Annotated in this window: 21 protein-coding genes; 20 read left to right on the top strand and 1 reads right to left on the bottom strand. The window is 47.9% G+C overall.

Annotated features, from left to right (window positions below; genetic code table 11):
• The first annotated feature begins 17 nt into the window (after nucleotides 1-17).
• From NtB2_RS03075 to NtB2_RS02980, 20 genes are all read left to right on the top strand, one after another.
• A complete protein-coding gene (locus tag NtB2_RS03075) occupies nucleotides 18-1709 on the top strand; it encodes a DUF2075 domain-containing protein (protein ID WP_109245484.1) in 1692 nt (563 codons plus the stop codon).
• Nucleotides 1696-2016, top strand: coding sequence for a nucleotide pyrophosphohydrolase (locus tag NtB2_RS03070; RefSeq protein WP_109245483.1), 321 nt, complete (start codon nucleotides 1696-1698; stop codon nucleotides 2014-2016). Before NtB2_RS03075 ends, NtB2_RS03070 begins: the two co-directional genes overlap by 14 nt.
• A 32-nt stretch (nucleotides 2017-2048) precedes the next feature.
• Nucleotides 2049-4691 (top strand): valine--tRNA ligase, encoded by a 2643-nt coding sequence (locus NtB2_RS03065; RefSeq protein ID WP_109245482.1) that lies wholly within the window; start codon nucleotides 2049-2051, stop codon nucleotides 4689-4691.
• Nucleotides 4692-4897: 206 nt separating this feature from the next.
• On the top strand, nucleotides 4898-6190 hold the full coding sequence (locus tag NtB2_RS03060) for a GH25 family lysozyme (RefSeq protein WP_225867041.1): 1293 nt from the start codon (nucleotides 4898-4900) through the stop codon (nucleotides 6188-6190).
• Nucleotides 6191-6439: 249 nt separating this feature from the next.
• On the top strand, nucleotides 6440-7171 hold the full coding sequence (uppS, locus tag NtB2_RS03055; protein ID WP_109245480.1) for an undecaprenyl pyrophosphate synthase: 732 nt from the start codon (nucleotides 6440-6442) through the stop codon (nucleotides 7169-7171).
• Nucleotides 7172-7300: 129 nt separating this feature from the next.
• The gene (locus NtB2_RS03050) at nucleotides 7301-8092 is read left to right on the top strand and encodes a phosphatidate cytidylyltransferase (protein ID WP_109245479.1); all 792 of its coding nucleotides are present in this window, start codon (nucleotides 7301-7303) and stop codon (nucleotides 8090-8092) included.
• Between the two features lie 18 nt (nucleotides 8093-8110).
• A complete protein-coding gene (rseP, locus tag NtB2_RS03045; RefSeq protein WP_109245478.1) occupies nucleotides 8111-9367 on the top strand; it encodes an RIP metalloprotease RseP in 1257 nt (418 codons plus the stop codon).
• Between the two features lie 48 nt (nucleotides 9368-9415).
• Nucleotides 9416-11272, top strand: a complete 1857-nt coding sequence (locus NtB2_RS03040; RefSeq protein WP_109245477.1) for a proline--tRNA ligase — start codon at nucleotides 9416-9418, stop codon at nucleotides 11270-11272.
• A gap of 414 nt (nucleotides 11273-11686) precedes the next feature.
• A complete protein-coding gene (locus NtB2_RS03035) occupies nucleotides 11687-16102 on the top strand; it encodes a PolC-type DNA polymerase III (RefSeq protein WP_109245476.1) in 4416 nt (1471 codons plus the stop codon).
• 384 nt (nucleotides 16103-16486) lie between these two features.
• A complete protein-coding gene (comGA, locus tag NtB2_RS03025; RefSeq protein ID WP_109245474.1) occupies nucleotides 16487-17467 on the top strand; it encodes a competence type IV pilus ATPase ComGA in 981 nt (326 codons plus the stop codon).
• Entirely contained in the window at nucleotides 17460-18401 is a 942-nt protein-coding gene (gene comGB / locus NtB2_RS03020; RefSeq protein ID WP_263970105.1) for a competence type IV pilus assembly protein ComGB, read from the top strand. The genes comGA and comGB overlap by 8 nt, the downstream gene beginning before the upstream one ends.
• A gap of 8 nt (nucleotides 18402-18409) precedes the next feature.
• Complete coding sequence (gene comGC / locus NtB2_RS03015) at nucleotides 18410-18712, top strand: competence type IV pilus major pilin ComGC (protein WP_109245472.1); 303 nt, start codon at nucleotides 18410-18412, stop codon at nucleotides 18710-18712.
• A complete protein-coding gene (gene comGD, locus NtB2_RS08520; protein ID WP_125194937.1) occupies nucleotides 18672-19103 on the top strand; it encodes a competence type IV pilus minor pilin ComGD in 432 nt (143 codons plus the stop codon). Before comGC ends, comGD begins: the two co-directional genes overlap by 41 nt.
• Nucleotides 19075-19380: a competence type IV pilus minor pilin ComGE gene (comGE, locus tag NtB2_RS03010; protein ID WP_165814944.1), complete on the top strand. Its 306-nt coding sequence runs from the start codon at nucleotides 19075-19077 to the stop codon at nucleotides 19378-19380. The genes comGD and comGE overlap by 29 nt, the downstream gene beginning before the upstream one ends.
• On the top strand, nucleotides 19352-19783 hold the full coding sequence (gene comGF, locus NtB2_RS03005; RefSeq protein WP_109245470.1) for a competence type IV pilus minor pilin ComGF: 432 nt from the start codon (nucleotides 19352-19354) through the stop codon (nucleotides 19781-19783). The genes comGE and comGF overlap by 29 nt, the downstream gene beginning before the upstream one ends.
• Nucleotides 19784-19836: 53 nt before the next feature.
• Nucleotides 19837-20070, top strand: coding sequence for a hypothetical protein (locus NtB2_RS08825; protein ID WP_109245469.1), 234 nt, complete (start codon nucleotides 19837-19839; stop codon nucleotides 20068-20070).
• A 176-nt stretch (nucleotides 20071-20246) separates the two neighbouring features.
• Nucleotides 20247-20687: a zinc-dependent MarR family transcriptional regulator gene (locus NtB2_RS02995; protein WP_109245468.1), complete on the top strand. Its 441-nt coding sequence runs from the start codon at nucleotides 20247-20249 to the stop codon at nucleotides 20685-20687.
• Nucleotides 20684-21568: a metal ABC transporter solute-binding protein, Zn/Mn family gene (locus tag NtB2_RS02990; protein WP_225867040.1), complete on the top strand. Its 885-nt coding sequence runs from the start codon at nucleotides 20684-20686 to the stop codon at nucleotides 21566-21568. The genes NtB2_RS02995 and NtB2_RS02990 overlap by 4 nt, the downstream gene beginning before the upstream one ends.
• Nucleotide 21569: 1 nt before the next feature.
• Nucleotides 21570-22283, top strand: coding sequence for a metal ABC transporter ATP-binding protein (locus tag NtB2_RS02985; protein ID WP_109245467.1), 714 nt, complete (start codon nucleotides 21570-21572; stop codon nucleotides 22281-22283).
• Nucleotides 22276-23085, top strand: a complete 810-nt coding sequence (locus tag NtB2_RS02980; RefSeq protein ID WP_109245466.1) for a metal ABC transporter permease — start codon at nucleotides 22276-22278, stop codon at nucleotides 23083-23085. The genes NtB2_RS02985 and NtB2_RS02980 overlap by 8 nt, the downstream gene beginning before the upstream one ends.
• Here NtB2_RS02980 and NtB2_RS02975 read toward each other — a convergent pair.
• Nucleotides 23014-23901 carry an RluA family pseudouridine synthase gene (locus tag NtB2_RS02975; protein ID WP_109245465.1) on the bottom strand — a complete coding sequence of 296 codons (888 nt, stop codon included), beginning with the start codon at nucleotides 23899-23901 and terminating at the stop codon, nucleotides 23014-23016. The genes NtB2_RS02980 and NtB2_RS02975 overlap by 72 nt on opposite strands.
• Between the last annotated feature and the right edge of the window lie 480 nt (nucleotides 23902-24381).

Raw genomic sequence — 24381 nt, 5'->3', positions numbered from 1 at the left:
ATTTTGGAGAATGAATAATGGTAGATATTGCTGTTAAAAAAATAGATTACTCTGGTAAAGCCCTTCAATCGATTGATGCCTCCTATAATAGATTCTTAATTGATTTTCCAACAGTTTATTTTGTTTATGATATTAAAGACACAAAGTATACTGTTTATGTTGGAGAGACAAATGATATCTCTCGGAGGACAAAGCAGCATCTAATTGAGAAAAGAAATGATTGGCAGAAACTAAATTCATCTCCTTCTTCTCGAATGCTTGTTTTGGGAAATGAATTTTCGAATAAATCAGTGACACTTGATTTAGAGAATAGATTCATAAATTATTTTTTAGGAGTAGAATCTATAAAAAGTGATGGGGGAATTAATAATCGTAAAGGTAATCCGCAAGGGAAATATTATCCAAAAGAAAAAATTCAAGAAATTTTTGAAGAGAGTTGGAAAAAATTAAGCCAGGAAGAACCACTACTTTTCCCGGATTTGAATAATGTGAAAAATTCTGCCTTATATAAGTCATCACCTTTTAAAGAGCTTAGTGATTCACAAAGAAGGGCTCAGAAACAGATTATCATGAAAATTGAAGAGTCACTCTCTCGAGATGAGGATGCTTTAATACTTGTTACGGGAAATGCTGGAAGTGGTAAAACTGTTTTAATGTCCAATGTTTTTTATGAATTGCAACTTGAATCAAAAGGAGATGATAACGTCCTGCTAAATGGCTTGGCACCATTTGTTTTAGTCAACCATAATGAACAATTATCTGTCTACCGGCAAATTTCAAAAAAACTGGGGTTTGATGAGCAGCGAGTGATGAAGCCAAATTCATTTTTGAAGCAATTTCAGGGCAAAAAAGTTGACGTTGTTATTGTGGATGAAGGACATCTGCTTGCGACTAGAAATGGCCAGGCTTTTCCCAAGAAATTTGGTTCAACGCATTTGGAGGCTCTGAGAAAAATAGCTAAAATAGTTATCTTGGTTTTTGATGAGAACCAAATATTAACTGGAGAACAGTTTGTAGATAATGAAGAAGTTTTGAAATTAAAACATGAAGCTAATCTGGAAAATAAATTAATTGAGCTCCAGGAACAGCATAGAATGCAGATGTTGGAGGAAACAAATAATTGGTTAGATGACTTTATCTGGAAACATAAAATTGGTAAAATTCCTGAGGATGACACGTATGAATTGAAAATTTTTGAAACACCTGAAGAGATGTATGAAGCAATAAAAAATAAGGCAAAAAATACAGAATATGGATTATCAAGGATGCTTGCTTCTTACGATTGGGATTGGAAAAGTGATAAACAAATGTGGTCTGTAGAGATTGATGGATTTTCAATGCCTTGGAATTACTACTATACGAGCAATTCGGATCAGTTGCCCTGGGCAGAGAGTGTTGAATCAATTAAAGAAGTTGGAAGCACATTTACAATCCAAGGCTTTGATTTAAACTTTGCAGGAGTTATTATAGGTCCTAGCGTCAAATATGATTCTCAAAAAAAGGAAATCTTTTTTGATGCAAGGGCGTCGAAAAATAAGAAAGCAATCGAAAGAAAGCATGGAGAGGCTGCAATAAAACGGAACCTAAATAATGAACTTAATGTTTTGTTAACTCGAGGGGTTTATGGACTTTATATTTATGCCTGCGACGAATCATTGCAAAAAGCATTGATTGAGGCCCAGAAAGGAAAAAGCCATGATAATAGATGATATCAATAGATTTCGTGATGATAGGAATTGGAGACAGTTTCATAATGAAAAAGATTTAGCGATTTCTATTTCCCTTGAAGCCTCAGAATTATTGGAATTATTCCAATGGAAAAGTGCTAGTGAAGGTATTTCAGACATCGAAAAATTAAAGGATGAATTAGCGGACGTTTTAATATATTCTTATATGATGGCTGATAATTTGAATTTAGATATTGATAGTATTATTAAAGAAAAACTAGTCAAAAATAACAAGAAATATCCAGTTGAAAAAAGTAAGAATAACAATAAAAAGTATACAGAGCTATAGAATATAATTGTAATGTAATTTCGGAGGAAACTATGCAAGAACTAAACACAAAATTCACCCCAAAAGAAGTAGAAGCCGGCCGCTACCAAAAATGGCTTGATGCTGGCGTATTCAAGCCGGGCTCAAATGGCTCAACATCTGAAAGTCATCCCTACAGCATCGTGATTCCACCACCAAACGTGACGGGTAAGCTCCACCTCGGGCACGCTTGGGATACGACGCTTCAAGATATCATCATTCGTCAAAAGCGCATGCAGGGCTTTGATACGCTTTGGTTGCCGGGGATGGACCACGCCGGGATTGCGACTCAGGCTAAGGTTGAGGGACGTCTTGCAGAGCAAGGCATTTCGCGTTATGACCTTGGTCGTGAAAAATTCCTTGACAAGGTCTGGGAATGGAAAGATGAGTACGCTGAAACCATCCACGAGCAGTGGGCGAAGATGGGGATTTCTGTTGACTATGACAGAGAGCGTTTCACCCTTGATGAAGGTTTGAACAAGGCTGTTCGTACGGTCTTTGTTAAACTGTATGAAAAAGGCTGGATTTACCGTGGCGAAAAGCTCATCAACTGGGATCCAAAAGCCAAAACTGCCCTTTCTGATATCGAAGTAATCCACAAAGAAGTCAACGGCGCTTTCTACAACATTCTCTACAAACTCGAAGATGGCTCAGGCACGGTGGAAATTGCGACGACTCGTCCTGAGACTTTGCTCGGAGATACAGCTGTTATCGTCAATCCTGCCGATGACCGCTACAAGGATTTGGTCGGTAAAAATGTGATTGTTCCATTGGTTAATCGTAAAATCCCAATCCTCACTGACGAACACGCTGACATGGAAAAAGGAACCGGTGTCGTTAAAATCACGCCTGCTCACGACCCGAATGACTTTGAAGTCGCTGGTCGTCATGATTTGCCGATGATTAACATGATGAATGACGACGGCACCATCAACGCTGAAGGTGGTAAATACGAAGGCCTCGACCGCTTTGAAGCCCGCAAGCAAATTGTTGCGGACCTCAAGGAACTCGGTCAACTCGTCTCTGTAAAAGAGCTTGTTCACGAAGTCGGCCACTCTGAGCGTACAGGCGTTATCGTAGAGCCACGCTTGTCAACTCAATGGTTCGTTAAAATGGATGAGCTTTCTAAGCAAGCCATTGACAACCAAGGCACAGACGACAAGGTCACTTTCTATCCCCCTCGTTTCAATGACACCTTCATGCAATGGATGGAAAACGTTCATGACTGGGTGATTTCTCGTCAACTCTGGTGGGGACATCAAATTCCTGCTTGGTATCGTGGCGACGAAACTTACGTTGGTATGGAAGCACCCGAAGGCGAAGGCTGGGTGCAGGAAGAAGACGTGCTGGACACTTGGTTTAGCTCTGCCCTTTGGCCTTTCTCTACAATGGGCTGGCCTGACACTGACTCGGCAGACTTCAAACGCTACTTCCCAACATCAACTTTGGTGACAGGCTATGATATCATCTTCTTCTGGGTGTCACGGATGATTTTCCAAAGTCTTGAGTTCACAGATCAGCGTCCATTTGAAAATGTCCTGATTCACGGTCTGATTCGTGACGAACAAGGGCGCAAGATGTCGAAATCCCTCGGCAATGGGATTGACCCGATGGATGTCATCGAGCAATATGGGACGGATGCCCTCCGTTGGTTCCTCTCAAATGGTTCTGCACCAGGTCAAGATGTTCGTTTCAGCTATGATAAAATGGACGCCGCCTGGAATTTCATTAACAAAATCTGGAATGTTAGCCGCTACATTCTCATGAATGTCGGTGAAATTTCAGCGGAGATGGTCGCAAGCAATCTCGCTAAAGTCGCTGAAAAGTCGGCAGGTAACGTTACAGACCGCTGGATTCTCACTCGTCTCAATGACACGGTGAAACGTGTCACTGAGCAAATGGACAAGTTCGAGTTTGGTGTGGCTGGGCACATGCTCTATAACTTCATCTGGGACGAATTTGCTAACTGGTACATCGAGTTGACCAAGGAAGTCCTTTACGGTGAAGACGAAGCTGAAAAAGAAGTCACACGTAGTGTGCTGGTGCATGTCCTCGACCAAGTGCTCCGTCTCCTCCACCCTATCATGCCTTTCTTCACAGAAGAAATCTTTGAGAAGCTGCCAAATACCACGGGTTCTATCGTGGTCGCGAAATACCCAGAAGTGCGTCCAGAATTTGATGATGCTGAAGCGAATGACGGCGTTGCCATGCTGATTGAGCTTATCACAGCTGTCCGCAATATCCGCGCAGAAGTGAACACTCCGCTCTCTAAAGCTGTGCCAATGTTTGTGAAATCTGATAAAGCAGACTTCTTGAATGCTGTATCTGCCTACATCGAACGTTTCACCAATCCATCTGAGCTCCAGATTGCTGAGCAGGTCGACGTGCCTGAGCAGGCCATGTCTGCCGTCATCACGGGGGCTGAGCTTTACTTCCCGCTGGCTGGTTTGATTAACATCGACGAAGAAATCGAACGCCTTAATAAAGAGCTCGCCAAATGGCAAAAAGAACTCGACATGGTCAACCGCAAGCTTTCTAACGAGAAGTTTGTAGCAAATGCCAAACCTGAAGTCGTCCAGAAGGAGAAGGATAAGCTGGAGGATTATCAGGAGAAGTTTGATAGTACGGTGGCTCGAATTGAGGAGTTGAAGAAGTAGTGAGCTTTCTCGTGTGGTCCCTTTCGTTCCACTCCTGGCTAACTCAATCCTGTTAACATACTTATCCAAAAAGCTCCCTAGTGGGGCTTTTTAATTGTCTTTAGCCAAAGGCTTAACGCTTATAAAACAAAAGTCTGAGAAATCGAAATAAAGAAATCTCACATGATTGCTTTTGCATTTGATGTTATTTTTGTTAAAATGGGTGTATGAGAAAAGTAATCACGTCATTTTTTATTGTCCTTTTTAGTCTATTGAGCTATTCGACGGTTCACGCTGATGAAGCGGTGGGAAACCATAGGATGGGCGATTTTATCCAGGCTGAAGAAGTCCAGGACTCACAAGCCCAGACTTCTGAAGACAGTTCTGCAGTTGCAAGAGCGAAGCGGAGTGTTGTCCAGTTCAGCGACTATGCACCAGACAATCTTAGCTCCAGCGATAGCAGTCTTCCACGTAAGGATGCGGTAGATATCGCTTCTTACCAGTCTTGGATGAATCAGGCTGATTTTAACGCCTTGAAGTCTGCGGGCGTAAAGACGATTGTTGTGAAGCTGACAGAACACACGACCTATACCAATCCTTACGCTAAAAGCCAGATTGCCATGGCCCGTGCGGCAGGCCTCCGGGTTGCTGTTTACCACTTTGCTCGTTTTGAAATTGACAATAACCCAGCAGGGGAAGCCGCTTATTTTGCCAAACAGGCCAAGGCGCTTGGCCTACCAACCAGCACGGTAGTGATTGAAGATGCAGAAAGTGGCTACGCAGGAAACTGGACCTCTGCCTCTCAAACATTTGCAAATACGTTGAAGTCTGCTGGATATTACAATGTTCGCTATTATGCGTCAGCGTCTTGGATTAATTCAGGCAAAATCAATGGGAATACACTCGGTGTGAAAAACATGTGGGTCGCCCAATACCTCTATGGTAAGCCAAGTGCAAGCGACCTCCGTAACACAGCTTACGGGGCTTGGCAGTACTCTAGTCAGATGTACTTCCAAGGGACTGGCAATCTTAGAGCAAATCCAGTAGATGTATCGATTGACTACAAGAACATCTTCTCGGCTTCGATTGTGCCACCAACACCACCGGCAGGCTACAACAATGTTTATCGTCTCTATAACACAAGAAGTATGGAGCACCTCTACACGACAGACCTCAATGAGGCCCAGACCCTTGTAGAAAGAACAGTGGACTGGACCTATGAAGGTGTGGCCTGGTATTCGCCAAAATCAGCCTCTAAGAGCGTCTTCCGTGTCTACAATCCAAAGTCAGGTGAGCACCTTTATACCACAGACAACTATGAAGCCAGTGTCCTGACCAGCAAGCATGGCTGGAAACGTGAAGGGACTGCCTTCTACTCAGGAGGAGGAAAGGCAATTTATCGCCTCTTCAATCCAGCAGCTGGCGTGGGAAGCCACTTTGTGACAGCATCTACAAATGAGCGGGACACGCTTAAAAAACGAGGCTGGAAATACGAAGGCATTGCCTGGTATGCAAAATAAAAAAATCAGAAGGCATGCTTCCTAGCAATAGGGAGCTGCCTTTATGTCTTCTCAGCCCTGTTTTAGTCCCCTTTGTGCTAGAGTAAAAGCAACACAAATTTTTATCTGCTAATATTTTAGGAGGATTTCCTAATTTTTATCCAGATCAGAGGCCAGGAATACTTGCCTATCCTACAAAAAGCCAGCAAAATATGGTAAAATAGACCTACTAACTGTAAGCAAAAGAAGCCTGCAGCTGACAGAGGTCTTATGTTTAAGAAAAAAAATGAAACAAGTCAATCTCGCCTGCCGGGCCATATTGCTGTCATCATGGATGGCAATGGTCGCTGGGCCAAGGCTCAGGGCAAGCCTCGCATCTTTGGTCACAAGGCCGGGATGGATGCTTTGAACCGGGCTGCAGTCCATGCTTCCCGCCGGGGCATCCAGGCGATGACAGTCTATGCCTTCTCCACTGAAAACTGGAGCCGGCCTATGGATGAAGTCAAATTCATCATGAGCCTGCCCATCGACTTTTACAGTAAGTATTTGCCGATACTCAAGGCAGAAAATATCCAGATCCGGATGACGGGCGAACGTGAAGCCATGCCTAAGGCAACGCTTGACGCCATCGACCGGGCCATGGAAGAAACACGTGAAAATGACGGCATGATTCTTAATTTTGCCATGAACTACGGCGGACGTCGTGAGCTGGTCCTGGCTATGCAGGCCATTGCAAAGGCGGGCCTGCCTGCTGAGGAGATCACAGAAGAACTCATCAGCCAGCATCTACAAACCGCATTTCTAGGTGACCTACAGGACCCTGACCTGGTCATCCGGACCTCTGGCGAGCTCCGCCTGTCCAACTTCCTGCCCTGGGAGGCGGCTTATAGCGAGCTTTATTTCACGGAGACAGCCTGGCCTGACTTTGATGAGGGAGCACTTGACGCTGCACTTGAGGATTATGCCAGCCGTGACCGCCGATTTGGTGGCCTGTCTAAGTAAGTTAAAATTTTTAAGATTATTGTTGTGAAGCTTTGCTTGTCGGCCTCACAGTGCTTTTTGTAGAATTTCTGGAACGAAAAGGACCTTATTTATAGTCTGAAAAAACTCTAACTCTATTACGGAGGAAACATGTTACAACGTATTATTACAGGAGTCATCGGGGGAGCGATTTTTATTGCCTTGCTCGTCCTTGGTGGTGCCTGGTTTGAACTTTTTACAGCCCTCTTGGTGATCATCGCCATGCAGGAGCTCTTCAAGATGGCAAAGCTCAGCATCCTTTCTTTTGAAGGTGTGCTGGCGACGCTCGCAGCGCTGAGCCTGGCCCTGCCAATTAGCGACCAGTGGTTCCCGGGTGCTGACGGTCACCTCATGCTCTTTACCTTCTTCCTCTTTGCCATGTTGGCTGGGATGGTTTTCTCAAAAGGAAAATACAGCTTTGAGGATGTCGGCTTTCCATTTCTCTCTGCATTTTATGTGGGAATTGGTTTCCAGAGCCTGCTTGGGGCAAGAAATGCCAGCATATACATCGTGATTCTCGCCCTCTTGATTGTCTGGGCGACCGATATTGCAGCCTATTTTGTCGGCAAGTACTTTGGCAAGAACAAGCTGATTCCTTCGGTTTCGCCAAACAAGACGATTGAAGGCTCTATCGGTGGTGTCGCTGCGGCTGTTGTCGTGACCATCCTGATGTTCCTCTTCTTCAAGCATGACCTGCCTGAGATTGGTTTTATTAAATTAATTATCTTTGCCATTATCTTCTCAGTGGTTGGTCAAATCGGTGACCTGGTCGAGTCTGCCATCAAGCGACACTTTGGTGTCAAGGACTCTGGCAAGCTCTTGCCTGGCCACGGCGGTATCTTAGACCGCTTTGACAATCTGATTTTCGTCTTCCCTATCATGCACTTGCTGGGCTTGTTTTAAGCCTGAGAAAGGATGCCCATGAGCCATTTCTTTATCACACTCATTACCTTTATCATTGTTTTTGGAATCATTGTGTCCATCCATGAGTATGGTCATCTTTTCTTTGCAAAGAAGGCGGGCATCCTGGTGCGGGAATATGCGGTCGGGATGGGGCCGAAAATCTTTGGCCACCGGGCCAAGGACGGGACCCTCTATACCATCCGCATCATCCCAGTTGGTGGCTATGTCCGCATGGCTGGCTGGGGCGATGATACGACAGAAATTAAAAAAGGCCAGCCGGTTTCCTTATTTCTAGAAAATGAAAAAGTCAGCCGGATTAACTTGTCTGACCGGCTGACCCTCGAGCAGGCCATCCCGATGCTGGTCACAGAATACGACTTTGAAGAGGCCCTCTTCATAGAAGGTGAGGTCTTCGGCGAAGTCAAACGCTATCCGGTCTTGCATGATGCGACTGTCATTGAAGAAGACGGGACAGAGCTCCGGATAGCTCCACTCGACGTTCAATATCAATCGGCCAGCATTCCTGGTAAAATCCTGACCAACTTCGCAGGCCCGCTCAACAACTTTATCCTGGGCCTCGTCGCCTTTATCCTCCTGGCCTTTCTCCAGGGGGGCGTGCCCAATCCGGATAATGTCGTAGGTACCGTCGCAGAAAACACGCCAGCTTATACAGCCGGCCTTAAATCCGGCGACAAGGTCATTGCCATCAATGGCACAGCCACCATCAGCTGGAACGAGGTCGCACAGACCATCGCAGCTTCTGACGGCCGTGAGATGAAGCTCGACATTGAGCGGAACGGCCAGTCGAAGAGCATCAATGTTGCCGCTAAAAAAGAAGCCGGAGCTTATCGTTTAGGCATTGGTCAAGCCATGAAGACTGGCTTTGTCGACAAGCTCACGGGCGGATTTACACAAACGCTCAACGCCATGACCCTGATTTTCCAGGCCCTGGGCCATCTGATCACCCAGCCCTCGCTCAATCAGCTGGGCGGTCCGGTCGCCATCTTCCAGATTTCTGGCCAGGCGGCCCAAGGCGGCTTTACGACCGTCCTGTCATTTCTGGCCATGCTGTCGATTAACCTCGGGATTGTCAATCTGATCCCGATTCCGGTCCTCGACGGCGGTAAAATCCTGCTCAATATTATTGAGGCCATCCGCAGAAAGCCCCTGTCACAGGAAAAGGAATCAATCATTACGCTAATCGGCGTGGTCTTCATGATTCTCCTGATGATTGCGGTCACCTGGAATGATATCCTGCGGGCCCTCGGCCATTAATTCATCATCAACAAACAAGCCCAACACCAATAAAAAAGGAATCCATCAATGAAACAATCAAAAATGCTCATCCCAACCCTCCGGGAAATGCCTTCAGACGCCCAAGTCATCAGCCATGCCCTGCTTTTGCGGGCCGGCTATGTCCGCCAGGTCACTTCAGGGATTTACGCCTATCTGCCCCTGGCCCAGCGTGTCCTGAGCAAGCTCAAAGGCATCATGCGTGAAGAATTTGATGAAATCGGGGCGGTCGAGCTCCTCGCTCCTGCCCTCCTCACTGCCGACCTCTGGCGGGAATCTGGCCGTTACGATACCTACGGAGAAGACCTCTACAAGCTGAAAAATCGGGATAACTCAGACTTTATCCTGGGCCCAACCCACGAAGAAACCATGACGGCACTTGTCCGTGATGAAATCACATCTTACAAGAAACTTCCGCTGAACATCTACCAGATTCAGCCAAAATACCGGGATGAAAAACGCCCTCGCTACGGCCTCCTCCGCGGTCGTGAGTTCATCATGAAAGACGGTTACAGCTTCCACGCCAATTATGAGAGTCTTGACCTGACCTATAATGACTACAAGCGGGCCTACGAAAACATCTTCAGCCGGGCTGGCCTGACCTTCAAGGGGATTATCGGTGACGGTGGTGCCATGGGTGGCAAGGACTCGCAAGAGTTCATGGCCGTGACTGACGACCGGAGCGACCTGAACAAATGGTTGATTTTGGATAAATCTATTGCTAGCATCGATGAAATTCCTGCCAGCGTTCAAGATGACATCGTCGACGAGCTCAACAAGTGGCTGGTGGCCGGCGAAGATACGATTGTCTATGCCGAAGGTGGCGACTATGCTGCCAACTTAGAGATGGCAGCTAGCCAGTTTGAAAACCATCCTTCACATACAGAGCTCCTCGAGCTTGAAAAGGTTGCCACACCTGATGCCAAGACCATCGAAGAAGTTTCTGAATTTCTTAATGTAGATGCCAGCAAGCTCATCAAGACCCTGGTCTATAAAGCTGATGAAGACTTGGTTGTCGTTCTCCTCCGTGGAACTGACGAACTCAATGAAGTCAAGCTGACCAACTTCTTGGGGGCTGATTTCCTTGAGCCGGCTGCTGAAGATGAAGTCTTTGAAAAACTCGGCGCCCACTTCGGTTCCCTCGGCCCTGTTGGGCTGGAAGGTTTTCGGATCATTGCTGACCGCGAAGTTGAAATCATGAACAATAGCGTGGTTGGGGCAGATGAAGACGGCTTCCACTATATCAATGCCAATCTTGAGCGCGACTTCAATGTGGATGAATTCGTAGACTTGCGGACAGTCAAAGAAGGTGAAGTCTCACCTGACGGCCGTGGTACGCTGACCTTTGCACGTGGGATTGAGATTGGCCACATCTTTAAGCTCGGTACCCGCTACTCTGAATCCATGAATGCCAAGGTTCTTGATGAGAATGGCAAGGCTATTCCTATTATCATGGGTTCTTACGGTATCGGTGTCAGCCGCCTGCTCTCAGCGATTCTCGAGCAATTTGCCCGGATTTATGTTGAAAAGACACCGAAGGAAGACTTCAAATTCAGCTGGTCGATCAACTTCCCTAAGAGCCTGGCTCCATTTGACATCCACCTGGTCCCAGTTAATACCAAGGACGAGGCGGCAATGGCCTTAACAGAAGAGCTCGAAGCAGAGCTCAAGGCTGAAGGCTACGATGTCCTTGTTGACGACCGTAACGAACGTGCCGGCGTCAAGTTTGCAGACAGCGACCTGATCGGTCTGCCAGTACGAGTAACTATTGGTAAGAAGGCAGCTGAAGGTATCGTCGAGCTCAAGATCCGTGCAACTGGTGAGACGATTGAAGTCAATAAGGAAGAGCTGGTGAATACCGTTAAGATTTTGAATCAGGATGCTTAATGGATTGAGAACCGCTTTGTTCCAGACATTCTATAAGTGGATCAGAGCTCGAAGCTTCCGAGACCAAGCTCTCGGGTCAGGATTGATTTCTATCGGGCCGATGTTCTAGCATAGGAAAAAAGATAACACCCAGCCCATTGGCAAGGTGTTTTTTTGATGACTAAAGTCAGCTAGGAGTTTTCGTTCCAGAAATGCTGCAAACACTGTGAAATATTGGCAAAACTGGAGACCGAAGGGCTCCAGTTTTAGCAATGGAACGCAAAGCGTTCGCTTGCGGCCTCACAGTGCTTTGTAGTATTTCTGGAACGAAAACGGACCACATGAACAGACTTCCCAGCCAAATTCCCCTCCTCAAAATATGCTATAATTAAAGATAAGATTCTCAGTAAAAAGCTGGGGAAAACGAGGTCTACAATGGAAAATCTTTTTGAAAAATGGATGGATCAAATCAAGCTGCCTGAAGAAAAAAGACGGGCGGGTCTTTTTCTGTCCGGTGACTTGGAGGCGGTCGAAGTCCATGCCCAGAGCGGGCTTTGGCGCTTTGTCTTGAATTTTGACGAGCTCCTGCCTGTCGCTGACTTCAAGCTGATCAGAGAGCTGACCGCTGTGGCCTTTCAAAACATTGCTGAGACCGAGGTGGCCGTCAAGCTCAAAACAGAACAAGAGGCTAATGAAGAAGCCCTCAACGCCTACTACCAGTATGCCCTCAGCCTGCCAGGTCTCGATGACCCAGCCTTTGTCAGCCTTTTCAAGCCTTACAAAATCGAAAAACGAGGCGTCCAGATCAACCTGGTCGTCGAAGACAATCCTATGATGGACAATTTCATCGTCCGCTATTTTCCACTTTTGGAAAAAAGATTTGAAGATTTTGGCTTTGGAAAGATCACGCTCCGGCCCATGATTGACGAGAGCCTGAGCAAGGAGCGGCTGGCTTCCTACGAGGCCCAGCTTCAGGCCACGCTCGAGCAGGCAAGCATGGCTCAGGCAGAGGTCGCGGTCAAGCGCCAACAAGAACCTAAGAAGTCCAAGAGCAACAAGGCCCCAGTCGAGGCACCCGACACGATTCAACTCGGCCGGCCCATCGGCAATAAGGGCATGATTTCCCGCATGGCGGACGTTATCGGCGAGGAGTCCAACGTCCTCTTCCAGGGCTACGTCTTTGCCGCTGAGCACAAGACCTTCAAGAATCGCTCGACCGGCAAGGAAAGCCATATGCTGGAGTTCAAGATGACCGACTATTCTTCGAGCTATATCATCCAAAAATGGGGCCGGAAGGAAGAAGACATTGCCCAGTTTGACAAGGTCAAAAAGGGACTTTGGCTTAAGGTCCAAGGCAATCTTCAGATGGATAACTACAAGCATGAGATCATCATGTCTGCCAATAACATCGAAGAAATCCCAACCCAAAATGTCCGTCATGACAAGGCTCCGGAAGATAAAAAGCGGGTCGAATTCCACGCTCACACCAATATGTCAACCATGGATGCCCTGACCACGCCGACAGACCTCGTCGCACAAGCCGCAAAATGGGGCCACAAAGCTATTGCTATCACTGACCACGCAGGCCTCCAGGCCTACCCAGAAGCCCACTCGGCAGGCAAGAAAAATGGCATTAAAATCATCTACGGTGTCGAGGCCAATCTGGTCGAAGACCGGGTGCCGATTACCTACAATGAAGTCGATGCCGACTTACATGAAGGAACATACGTCGTCTTTGACGTGGAAACGACCGGCCTCTCTGCCGTCTACAACAACCTGATCCAGATCGCTGCCAGCAAGATGTATAAGGGCAATGTCATCGAGGAATTTGATGAATTTATCGATCCGGGCCACCCGCTGAGCGAGTTTACGACCGACCTGACCGGGATTACCAATGAGCATGTCCGGGGGAGCAAGCCCCTCAAGCAGGTCCTCGAAGAATTCCAGGCCTTCTGCGAAGGAAGCATCCTCGTCGCCCACAATGCGACCTTTGACGTGGGCTTCATGAATGAAAACTACCGGAGAAATGACTTGCCGGTCATTACACAGCCCGTCATTGACACGCTAGAATACGCCCGCAATCTCTATCCGGACTTTAAGCGACACGGCCTTGGCCCGCTGACCAAGCGTTTTGGCGTCGGCCTTGAGCACCACCACATGGCCAACTACGATGCTGAAGCGACCGGCCGTCTCCTCTTTATCTTTATCGAAGAGACCCGTGAGCGGGGCATCCAAAACCTCAACCAGCTCAACACCGAGCTGGTCGCCGAGGATTCCTACAAGAAGGCCAGAGTCAAGCATGCGACGCTCTATGCCAGGACCCAGGAAGGCCTAAAGAACCTCTTTAAGCTTGTCTCATATTCTAATGTTAACTACTTCTCTGGCGTAGCAAGGATTCCAAAGACCGTCCTTGAGGCCCACCGGGAAGGCATTATCGTTGGCTCTGCCTGCTCTGAGGGCGAGGTCTGGGAGGCCATTACCACCCAGTCTTTTGACCAGGCCTTAGAAGTCGCAAAATTTTATGATTTCATTGAAATCATGCCACCAGAATACTACCTGCCCCTGATTGCCCAGGGAACAATCGGCGACGAAGAAGCCCTGCAAAATGCACTGCGCGACCTATTGAAAATTGGGGAGACGCTGGGGAAACCTGTCCTTGCGACCGGCAATAGCCACTATCTTAACCCAGAAGACGAGATTTACCGGGAAATCATTATCCGATCGCTCGGCCAGGGGGCTATGATTAACCGGCCCATCGGCCGTGGCGAACACGCCCTGCCAGCACCCCTGCCCAAGGCTCATTTCCGGACGACAGACGAGATGTTAGAGGCCTTTGCCTTCCTCGGCGAAGAAACAGCCCAAAAGCTAGTCGTCGACAACACCCAGGCCCTGGCTGAAGAGTTTGACGTCCTCACGCCCGTCCGTGATGACCTCTATACACCAAACATGACCTTTGAAGGTGGCGAGACCTCAGAAGAACGCATTGTCCGCCTGACCTATGAAAAGGCCCACGAATGGTATGGCAATCCACTTCCTGACCTGATTGACGCCCGGCTTGAAAAAGAGCTCCGCTCGATTGTCGGAAACGGCTTCTCCGTCGTCTACATCATCTCGCAAGAGCTGGTAAAACGCTCAAATGAGCGGGGTTATGTCGTCGGCTCCCGGGGTTCCGTCGGCTCATCACTGGTTGCGACCATGATTGGGATTACCGAGGTTAACCCTCTGCCACCCCATTATCGCTGTCCTGACTGCCAGTACTTCCATGCCTTTGAGGGCGGGGAATGCGGCTCTGGTTATGACATGCCTGATGATAACTGTCCAAATTGTGGCCACAAGCTCATCAAAGACGGCCATGACATTCCTTTCGAAACCTTCCTTGGTTTCAAAGGTGACAAGGTGCCCGATATTGACTTGAACTTCTCTGGGGAAGACCAGCCTGATGCCCACTTGGACGTCCGCGATATTTTCGGTGAAGACCATGCTTTCCGTGCCGGGACCATTGCCGGTGTCCAAGAAAAGACAGCCTTTGGCTATGTCAAAGGTTATGAGCGTGATTATGGCAAGATGTACCGGGGGGCTGAGATTGAACGGCTTGCTATCGGAGCGACTGGCGTCAAGCGGACGACCGGTCAGCACCCGGGTGGGATCATCGTTATCCCTGACTATATGGATGTTTACGACTTCTCGCCAATCCAATTTCCAGCAGATGATGTCAATGCCGAGTGGAAAACGACCCACTTTGACTTCCACGCCATCCATGACAATATCCTGAAACTCGATATTCTGGGTCACTTGGACCCGACGATGATTCGGAAGCTCCAGAGCCTGTCTGGCATCGTGCCCCAAGACATTCCTATGGATGACCCGGAGGTCATGAAACTCTTTACTTCGACCGAGAGCCTGGGTGTGACGCCTGAGCAGATTGGGGTCAAGCTGGGAACCCTAGGGATTCCTGAAATGGGGACCTTCACCTCTATGAACATGATTGCAGAGGCCAAGCCAAAGACTTTCGCCGACCTCCTGCAAATCTCAGGCCTTTCCCACGGGACAGACGTCTGGGCGGGTAATGCCCAAGACTTGATCCGACAAGGGATTGCCGACCTCAGTCACGTCATCGGTTGTCGTGACGACATCATGGTCTACCTGATCCACCAGGGCCTCTCTGAGTCCATGTCCTTTAACATCATGGAACGTGTCCGTAAGGGGATGTGGAGCAAGATGGACGAAGAAGAACGTGAGGGCTACCTGGCAGAAATGCGGGCCCACGATGTCCCAGAGTGGTACATCGAGTCATGTTCTAAGATCAAGTACATGTTCCCTAAGGCCCATGCGGCGGCTTATATCATGATGGCCCTGCGCGTGGCCTATTTCAAGGTCCATTACCCGATTTATTACTACTGTGCATGGTTCTCGATTCGTGCCAATGCCTTTGACATCAAAACCATGGGGGCAGGGCTCGACGCCGTCAAGGCCAAGATGAAGGAAATCAGAGACAAGGGCTTTGACTCTTCAGCGACCGAAGATGCTTTGCTTGGTACCCTTGAGCTGGTCAATGAAATGCTGGAGCGGGGCTTCAAGTTTTCTAAGATTGACCTCTATAAATCAGAAGCAACAGAATTTATCATCGAGGGTGACACACTGATTCCGCCATTTGTCACGATGGATGGCCTAGGCGAAAACGTCGCCAAACAAATTGTGGAAGCCCGTAAAGAAGGTGAATTCCTCAGCAAAATGGAACTCAGAAAGCGGGCTGGCGTCTCCCAGACCGCCGTCGAAGCCATGGACGACATGGGCATTCTCGGCAATCTGCCTGAGGATAATCAGTTGGATTTGTTTGCGGATTTTTTCTAGGAAATGCTTGATTTGAATCCTGCTGAGATTTTGCAGAAAAAAGTTGAACGATTGCTTAGTAAAGCTGTTCAACTTTTTTATTTTCAGATTTTCGGAGCCATAAGATTTGATATAAAAGCCTATTACATCGGAAAACATCACAAAGAACACCCAAATCAGTTTCCCTACCAATACAGAACTAGTCAGTCATGCCAAAGAAATTTTCTCAAAGCATCAGATTGATATGAGCAGGCACTGAACGAATTCCTGACCCGCACCGTCTAATCTTGAATCAGTTTAGAAAAAGCCCTTAAATAGGGCTTTTTTTAATATCCTCAAACGAAGACAAGCTGATTTTTTCTTTGCCAAAAAATTGACATCTCCCAATAAAAACGGATAGAAAGCATGGAAGCATTTGAAGCACAGATCTACGCGAAAAATCTACTAGAAGAAGCAGTCAGCAAGCAGGTTCAGGACATTTATCTCCTGCCTTTGGGAGATCACTATCAGATCTATTTCAGGACGGCCTTTACCAGAGAGGAAAGCAGTCACTTACCAGCAGGAGAGGCCCTGGCCCTTATGAGCCATCTCAAGTTTTTAGCCGGGATGAATCTGGGCGAGCACAGGCGGAGTCAGCTTGGAGCGACGAGCTATGAGCTCAGCGAGAGCCAGGTCCGCCTTCGCTTGTCGACTGTTGGCGACTTTAGAGGGCATGAGAGCATGGTCATCCGCCTCCTGCCTGAAGCAGGCCAGCAGAGCCTTCATTATTGGGACGACAGCTTCTTTGCTGAGCTCCCAAAAGCTCCTGGCCTCTATCTTTTTGCTGGTCCCGTTGGCTCGGGCAAGACCTCGCTCATGTACCAGCTGGCCAGAAAGGACTTTGCCGGCCGGCAGATTATGACCATTGAAGACCCGGTCGAAATCAGAGAGGAGGCCTTCCTCCAGCTCCAGCTCAATTCAGTGATTGGCAGCGACTATGAGAGCCTGATCAAGCTGGCTCTGAGACATCGGCCGGAGCTTCTTATCGTCGGGGAAATTCGTGACCCGCTAACCGCCAGGATGGTCTTCAGGGCTAGTCTGACTGGTATGACGGTCTTCTCGAGCATTCATGCCGGTTCTATTCCGGGCGTGATCAGTCGTCTTAGGGATTTTGGCCTCAGAGACTGGGAAATCAAGGCAAGCCTGAAAAGTGTGCTCTATCAGCGGTTGATTGCTGGGAAAGGATTGGTCGATCTTGCCAAGGAAAATTTTGAGACTAAAAGTCCAGAAGCTTGGAATCAAAAGCTTTCAGAGCTTCATGCAACAGGACATCTCACAGCTCATCAGCTGGAGGCGGAGCAAATTAAGCCTGAAAGAGCAACTGAAGCTGATTCAGCTGATGGCTAATCTTTTTTCGGCCGGCTTTCATCTGGCCGAAGTCGTCGATTTTTTGAGACGGTCAAGGCTGACGGAAAACCGACTAGTCGAGCAAATGCAGGCTGGACTCCTGTCTGGTCAAAGGCTTTCCGACATCTTAGAAGAACTGGATTTCTCAAAGCTAGTCCTAACTCAGCTGAGTCTGGCAGAAGAGCATGGCGACCTGGCTTCAACCCTTGTTCTGATTGAAACCCAGCTGAGAAAGAAGCTGAAAGTCCAGCAGAAGCTCTTGGGACTGCTGACCTATCCCTTGATACTTTTATTCTTCCTATTTGTCATCATCTTCGTCATGAAGAGCTATCTTCTTCCAAATCTGGAAATGGAGACGACGCTCGCTGTCTTTATCATTAATCATTTGCTGGAAATTAGCTTCGGCTTTCTGGCTATTGTCGCCCTGCTTGTCGTATCTGTCCGACTTTATTTCAAGCGATTGACCGTCAGCCAGCGTTATGAAAAGCTGATGAAGCTCCCCTTTCTCAAGGCCTATATCCAGACCTATCTGACCGCCTTCTTCGCAAGAGAGTGGGGGAATCTCATCAGTCAAGGTCTGACACTTGAGGCCATCAGCCAGGTCATGCAGGATCAAAAGAGCCCAATTTTTCAGGAGGTTGGCCATTCTCTCCAGGCAGAAATGCAGGCCGGCCAGAGCTTTTCGGCCTCTGTCGCCAGCAAGCCCTATCTCAAGCCAGAGCTGGCCCTCATGATCGAATATGGCGAGTTCAAAGACAAACTAGGCATAGAGCTCAGCCTCTATGCCGATGAGAGCTGGGAAGCCTTCTTTGACAGGCTCAACCGGGCCATGCTCTTCATCCAGCCTCTGATTTTCAGTTTTGTGGCCCTGATGATTCTACTAATTTATGCGGCCATGCTACTGCCGATATATAATAGTTTCAATCAATTTTAGGAGGAGAAATGAAAAAGGGAATAAAATCTTTTACGCTTATAGAAATGTTGATTGTCTTGGCAATCATCGCCGTCCTCATCCTGCTCTTCGTACCGAATTTGGTCAAGGAAAAAGACAAGGTCAAAGAGACGGGAAGCCGGGCCATTGTCAAAGTCGTAGAAAGTCAGGCAGAGCTCTACCGGATTGACCATACTGGAGAAGTGAAATTATCAGAACTCTTATCAAACGGCCTTATCAGCCAGCAGCAGGCCGACAATTACAATGATTACTATGCTAAAAACAAGAACGAATCCCGCTCGATTCCGAATTAAGGCCTTCAGCCTTTTAGAAAGTCTGATTGTTTTAGGGCTTGTCCTTATCAGCTTAGAAATTTTTGCCCTAGGCATTAAGCAGGGGCTAGAGCAGGCCAGGGTCCAGGTCTTCCTTATCAGGTTTGAAGGGCTCTATAAGTCCACCCAGCAGAGGGCGGGCTTGCTCAGACAAAGGCAGGAACTCTCCGTAGAATCAGGCTGGCTGACTTCTTCGACAGGGCGGATAAGATTGCCGGAAGAGCTCTCTATCAAGCCCTTTAGATTAGTTTTTAACGAACGGGGTGGCAACTCATCCTTGAAAAAAATCGAGATGGAATGGGGCCATGAAAAGAGAAAAATCACCTATCAGTTGGGCATCGGCAATGGCAACATCAAACGGAAAAAAGATTAAGGCCTACCTGCTCCTAGAAGGCTTAATCGCTATGGGACTTCTCCTGACACTGACAAGCCTCCTGCTGAGCGGTCTAACCCAGAGCAGGGGGCAGGAGGCTGAGCTCAACCAGGACATAGAAGCTCTGAACCTGGCTCAATATCTCCTGGAAAGTGAGCAAGAGAGCATCAAGGAAAAGGGTCTGCAGGTCGAACTCGCCAGAACTGACCAGGGCCTTCAAATCAAAGGTCAAGGGAGGCTAATCCTCAATGTGGAAGAAAAAGATAAAGGCCTTTAGCCTGCTAGAAACGCTGGTCACCCTGATGGTCTTATCCGGTGCCATCTTAGTCATTACAGGCCTGACCAAGCTTTTCAGTCAAGAGATAAGCAGGGCCCAGACAAACACAGAGCAGGACTGGCAACTCTTCGTCGCCCAGATGAGAGAGGAACTGGCCACTGGGAGGATTGCCGAGGTTAAGGCAGACGCCTTTATCCTAGACAAACAGGGTCAGAAACTCCGCTTTGGCAAGGGTTTTAGCGGAAATGACTTTAGAAAGTCCAATCAAAATCACAGGGGCTATGAGCCACTCCTTCAGCATGTCCGCTCGGTCGACGTTCAAAAATCCCAACAGCAACTTAGCATCCGGATTCATTTTGAAAAAGGAGGGAGCAAGACATTTCTCTATCACGCCCCAGAATAAGGGCAGGAATCCTGCTCTATGTCCTCTTTATCAGCCTGCTTTTTAGTTTACTCTTGCAGGCCTATCTGGAGTCCAATCTGAGGACGAAGCAAAATCTTGTCCTTCATAAGGAAAATCTGACTGCCGAGCTCCTCGTCAACATCGCATCAAAAAAGTCAGAAAAAGAAGGAGAAATCCGCTTTGACAAGGGAAGCTTAAAATGGCTGACAGATGGGCCTTCCCGACACTATCTTATCGAATTTTCTTCAGGAAGGATTATTAAAATGTCAAAAAATAATCACGGTTAAGCTCGGTTTAAGCGAGTGGGTGTATAATAAAGTCCTTCCTAAAAATCTTTTCATAAAACTCCTTAAAGAGCCGTTACTCCCTAGCGGCTCTTTTACTTTGAAAAAAAGAGCTTAACTGGTTGACTATTTTCTTTTGAAAAGATATAATTAACTGGTAAAGTAAAAGGACGGTCAACATGGAAAAATTAGAAGTTGAAATTGATGCATTCTTGAGCAGGTTACGACAGCTCTCTGAAAACAAGCATGAGATTCTCTTAGGTCACTGCGAGAGTGAGCTTAAGCTGACCAGTACCCAGGAGCATATACTGATGTTGTTGGCTGAAAAGAGCCTGACCAATAGTGAACTGGCTGAAGTCCTCAGCATTTCAGCAGCTGCGGTCAGCAAGGCCTTGAAAAAGCTTCAGGCAGAAGGCTTGATTGCCTCTAAAAAGGACCCTAAAGACGAACGCCGGGTCCTCTGCCAGCTGACCCAGGCAGGTTTGCCGATTGCAAAAGAGCATCATCAGCATCACGAAAAGACGCTGGCGGTCTATCACAAGATTGCCGTAAGCTTTAATGAAAAAGAACAGGCGACCATCCGTCGCTTTATGGAAGAAATCAAAGGAGAATTTGAATGATGAAGAAAGCTCTGCTCGCCCTTGTTGCCCTCCCTCTTGCCCTGGTCAGCCTGGCGGCCTGTGCCAAGTCGGGTGACTCTAGTCAAGCCGGCAAGTCCAATGACAAGCCACTTGTTGCGACTTCATTTTACCCGATGTATGCCTTTACCAAGGCGGTAGCGGGCGATGAGCTCAATGTGGTCAACATCCTCCCGTCCAACCAGGACATCCATGAGTTTGAACCCTCTGCCAAGGCAACGGCCCAGATGACTGATGCCAAAGCCCTGGTCTACAATGACAAAGACCTTGAAAAATGGGCCTCAGGCGTCCAGACCAAGGGCCTGAAGATCGAGGCGGCTGAAGCCATCAAGACCATCGAGAGCGACCCTCATACCTGGTTGGCTCCGAAAGAAGCAATCACAGAGGTAGAGACCATTGCTGAAGGCTTGGAGAAGGCTTTTCCAGACAAGAAAGACAGCTTTGAAAAGAACAAGACAGCCTATATTAAAAAGTTAGAAAAGCTAGATGCTGACTATCAAAAGGGCCTCAAAGATACCAAGCAGAAGGTCATTGTGACCCAGCATGACGCCTTTTCTTACATGGCCCGTGATTATGGCCTGAAAAATGTCGCAGTAGCTGGCGTAGACCCAGAAGCTGAGCCATCGAGTGCGACCTTGGTCAAGCTCAAAGAAGAGCTTCAAAAAAATAAGGTCAAATACGTTTACACTGAAATGAACGTCAACGACAAGATTGCCAAGTCCCTGGCAGAAGGCAGTGGGGCAAAGCTGGTCGAGCTCAATACCCTTGAGTCTATCACAGACAAAGACAGCATGGACAGTGAGACCTACATTAAAATTATGGAAGATAATCTGAAGACTTTAGAAAGCACACTCAACGAATAATATGGAATATATCAATGTCAATAATGTCAGCTTTGCCTACGACGCTGACCCGGTCCTCGACCATGTCTCCTACAAGGTCAATTCAGGCGAATTTGTGACACTGACAGGAGAAAATGGGGCGGCCAAGTCCACCCTGATTAAGCTGACCCTGGGGATACTAAAGCCTAAGACAGGAACGGTCCAGCTGGCTAAAAAAGACGCCCAGGGCCGAAAACTCCGGATGGCCTATGTGCCCCAGCAGATTTCTAGCTTTAATGCCGGCTTTCCGTCAACGGTCCTTGAGTTTGTCCGCAGTGGTCGTTATCCAAGGCAGGGTTGGTTTCGCCGGCTCAAGGCCCATGACCAGGAACATGTCCAGAAGGCCCTGGAGGCAGTGGACATGTGGGACTATCGGGATAAGAAAATCGGCGAGCTTTCGGGTGGTCAGAAGCAGCGGGTTATCATTGCTCGGACCTTTGCCAGTGACCCGGACCTCTTTATCTTAGACGAGCCAACGGTCGGCATGGATGATGCGACGACAGCGGCCTTTTATGAGCTTATGGCCCATGCGGCCCACGCCCATGGCAAGGCGGTCCTGATGATTACCCATGACCCTGAGTCGGTCAAGGCCTATGTGGACCGCAATATCCATTTGGCCCGGGATAAAGCTGGTCAATTTTGCTGCTTTGAGGTCCACCTGGACCATAAAGAAAAAGGAGGTCTTCAAGATGCTTGAAATCCTCACTTATCCCTTTATGCGGCATGCAATTTTGGCCATCTCGGCCATTGCCCTCTTTGCCCCCCTGCTCGGAGTTTTTCTGGTCCTCCGTCGTCAGTCGCTTTTATCGGACACGCTTTCTCACGTTTCCCTGGCTGGTGTGGCCTTTGGCGTGCTCTTTAGCATCAATCCGAGCTGGACGACTCTGATTATTGTCATCCTGGCCGCCATCTTTATGGAGTGGCTCCGGATGGTCTACAAGAACTACATGGAGTTGGCGACGGCCATCCTGATGTCGGCTGGCCTTGCTTTGGCTTTGTTTATTATCAATATGGCAGGCTCTAAGAGCTCTGTCAGCCTGGACCAGTACCTCTTTGGGTCGATTTTGACGATTAGCTCTGGCCAGGTCATCATGCTCTTTGTGATTGCTGTCATCGTTTTAGTGGCCTTTATCGCCTTCATGCGACCACTTTATGTCATGACCTTTGACGAGGACACGGCCCTGGTCGATGGCTTGCCGGTCCGCCTGATGTCGCTGGCCTTTAATGTTGTGACTGGCCTTGCTATCGCCCTGATGATTCCAATCTGTGGGGCCCTGCTGGTTTCAGCCATCATGGTCCTTCCAGCCTCGATTGCCATGATTTTTGGCAAGTCCTTTAAGCAGGTCCTGATTTTTTCAGTGGTCATCGGCTTTATTGGGATGAATGCTGGCCTTGTCGCCTCTTATTACTACAATGCCCCGGCGAGCTCAGCTATCACGCTGATTTTTATCCTGCTTTTCCTTTTGGTAACCCTCATCAAACGTTTTGCTAGAGGCTGAGATGTTCAAGACTTGTCCAGTAAAAGGATGGGGAAAGCTGATTTGCCGGGCGTGAAGCATGAGCCGGTCTTTGGCCTTGCTATAGAGCGGATCACCGATGATCGGATGACCCATAGAAGTCAGATGTACCCGGATTTGATGGGTGCGGCCTGTGTCCAGCAGACAGCTGACCAGGCTTTTTTTATTAAAAATTTCAAGGGTCTTAAAATGGCTGATGGCAGTCTGGCCGGACTTAGTAACCAGGCGTTTGTGCCGGTCGTGTCGGTCACGGCCAATGGCCTTGTTGACAGTCATCTCAGGCATTGGGAGCTGGCCTTCAATTAGGGTCAGGTAGTTGCGGTGGATTTTTCCTTCTTCCAAGAGGCGGTTGAGCATGGGCAGAATCAGCGGATGCTTGGCAAAGAGGATGGCTCCCGAGGTCTCCGTGTCGAGCCGGTGGACAACATAGACAGGATGTCCGATTTTACTGGCCAGATGATTTTGCAGGGCAAATTCGCCAGGGCTATTTGGATGGGTCTTCATAGCTTCAGGCTTGTTGGCGACTATGAGATGCTCGTCCTCATAGAGAATGTCAGCTAGCTCGGGATTACCTGGGAGCAGCTCTGGTTCAGGAAAGTCTTCTGGCCTGAGGCTAATCTGGATGCAGTCTCCAGCCTTGACTTTGCTTGACCAGGCGAGGCTTTCTCCGTTGACGGCCAGACCTTTTTGCATCCTTAGCAAATGTCGCATTTTCTTAGGCAGTTGCCAGCTCGTCATCAAGAGCTCTTCAATACTCTGCTCGCTGATATTATCCTGGATTTGAATCTCAATTTTCATGTCTTTATTTTAGCACATCTTTATTTTTTCATTTTCATTTTTCTACTATGAGTTGTCGGAAAAATGATAAAATAGGGGTATGCAGAGAGGAATTCTATGTTTCTCTTTTGTTAATGGGCAAAAATGAGGAATCTAAGTGGAGTGGAAGAAATCTGGCAAAGATTAGTGGCATAAGGAAAATCAGAAGACTCAAAGGAGCATATGATTTAGACATGGAAGCCGTAAGGCTTCGCTGTCGGCCTCACTAAGCTTTGCCAGATTTCTGGAACGAAACGAATCAGTAAAGCGAAAGAGAAAAGCTTCGCTTTCCCTATCCGCAGATATTCTTGGAATTTTCTGGCCTTCAATGCTTCCTTTGGTCGCATTGTCCTCTTAGAAAATCTGCCAATCATACTAAAGTTTTAGCCCAAATTAGCCTTTTTTTGCTAAAATAGCTTATCAAATGAAATTGAGGAATCTTGTGTGACTGAAGAACAAGAA

Source organism: Lactococcus termiticola (genome assembly GCF_003116835.1).
GTDB lineage: Bacteria > Bacillota > Bacilli > Lactobacillales > Streptococcaceae > Lactococcus > Lactococcus termiticola.
Note: the sequence above shows the minus strand (reverse complement) of the source record. Positions and strands in the feature narration are given on the sequence as shown.

Bases quoted from the DNA above. Each gene is read 5' to 3' on its own strand.
- NtB2_RS03075 (WP_109245484.1), top strand. From the start codon at position 18: ATGGTAGATATTGCTGTTAAAAAAATAGATTACTCTGGTAAAGCCCTT.
- NtB2_RS03070 (WP_109245483.1), top strand. From the start codon at position 1,696: ATGATAATAGATGATATCAATAGATTTCGTGATGATAGGAATTGGAGA.
- NtB2_RS03065 (WP_109245482.1), top strand. From the start codon at position 2,049: ATGCAAGAACTAAACACAAAATTCACCCCAAAAGAAGTAGAAGCCGGC.
- NtB2_RS03060 (WP_225867041.1), top strand. From the start codon at position 4,898: ATGAGAAAAGTAATCACGTCATTTTTTATTGTCCTTTTTAGTCTATTG.
- uppS (WP_109245480.1), top strand. From the start codon at position 6,440: ATGTTTAAGAAAAAAAATGAAACAAGTCAATCTCGCCTGCCGGGCCAT.
- NtB2_RS03050 (WP_109245479.1), top strand. From the start codon at position 7,301: ATGTTACAACGTATTATTACAGGAGTCATCGGGGGAGCGATTTTTATT.
- rseP (WP_109245478.1), top strand. From the start codon at position 8,111: ATGAGCCATTTCTTTATCACACTCATTACCTTTATCATTGTTTTTGGA.
- NtB2_RS03040 (WP_109245477.1), top strand. From the start codon at position 9,416: ATGAAACAATCAAAAATGCTCATCCCAACCCTCCGGGAAATGCCTTCA.
- NtB2_RS03035 (WP_109245476.1), top strand. From the start codon at position 11,687: ATGGAAAATCTTTTTGAAAAATGGATGGATCAAATCAAGCTGCCTGAA.
- comGA (WP_109245474.1), top strand. From the start codon at position 16,487: ATGGAAGCATTTGAAGCACAGATCTACGCGAAAAATCTACTAGAAGAA.
- comGB (WP_263970105.1), top strand. From the start codon at position 17,460: ATGGCTAATCTTTTTTCGGCCGGCTTTCATCTGGCCGAAGTCGTCGAT.
- comGC (WP_109245472.1), top strand. From the start codon at position 18,410: ATGAAAAAGGGAATAAAATCTTTTACGCTTATAGAAATGTTGATTGTC.
- comGD (WP_125194937.1), top strand. From the start codon at position 18,672: ATGCTAAAAACAAGAACGAATCCCGCTCGATTCCGAATTAAGGCCTTC.
- comGE (WP_165814944.1), top strand. From the start codon at position 19,075: ATGGCAACATCAAACGGAAAAAAGATTAAGGCCTACCTGCTCCTAGAA.
- comGF (WP_109245470.1), top strand. From the start codon at position 19,352: ATGTGGAAGAAAAAGATAAAGGCCTTTAGCCTGCTAGAAACGCTGGTC.
- NtB2_RS02995 (WP_109245468.1), top strand. From the start codon at position 20,247: ATGGAAAAATTAGAAGTTGAAATTGATGCATTCTTGAGCAGGTTACGA.
- NtB2_RS02990 (WP_225867040.1), top strand. From the start codon at position 20,684: ATGATGAAGAAAGCTCTGCTCGCCCTTGTTGCCCTCCCTCTTGCCCTG.
- NtB2_RS02985 (WP_109245467.1), top strand. From the start codon at position 21,570: ATGGAATATATCAATGTCAATAATGTCAGCTTTGCCTACGACGCTGAC.
- NtB2_RS02980 (WP_109245466.1), top strand. From the start codon at position 22,276: ATGCTTGAAATCCTCACTTATCCCTTTATGCGGCATGCAATTTTGGCC.
- NtB2_RS02975 (WP_109245465.1), bottom strand. From the start codon at position 23,901: ATGAAAATTGAGATTCAAATCCAGGATAATATCAGCGAGCAGAGTATT.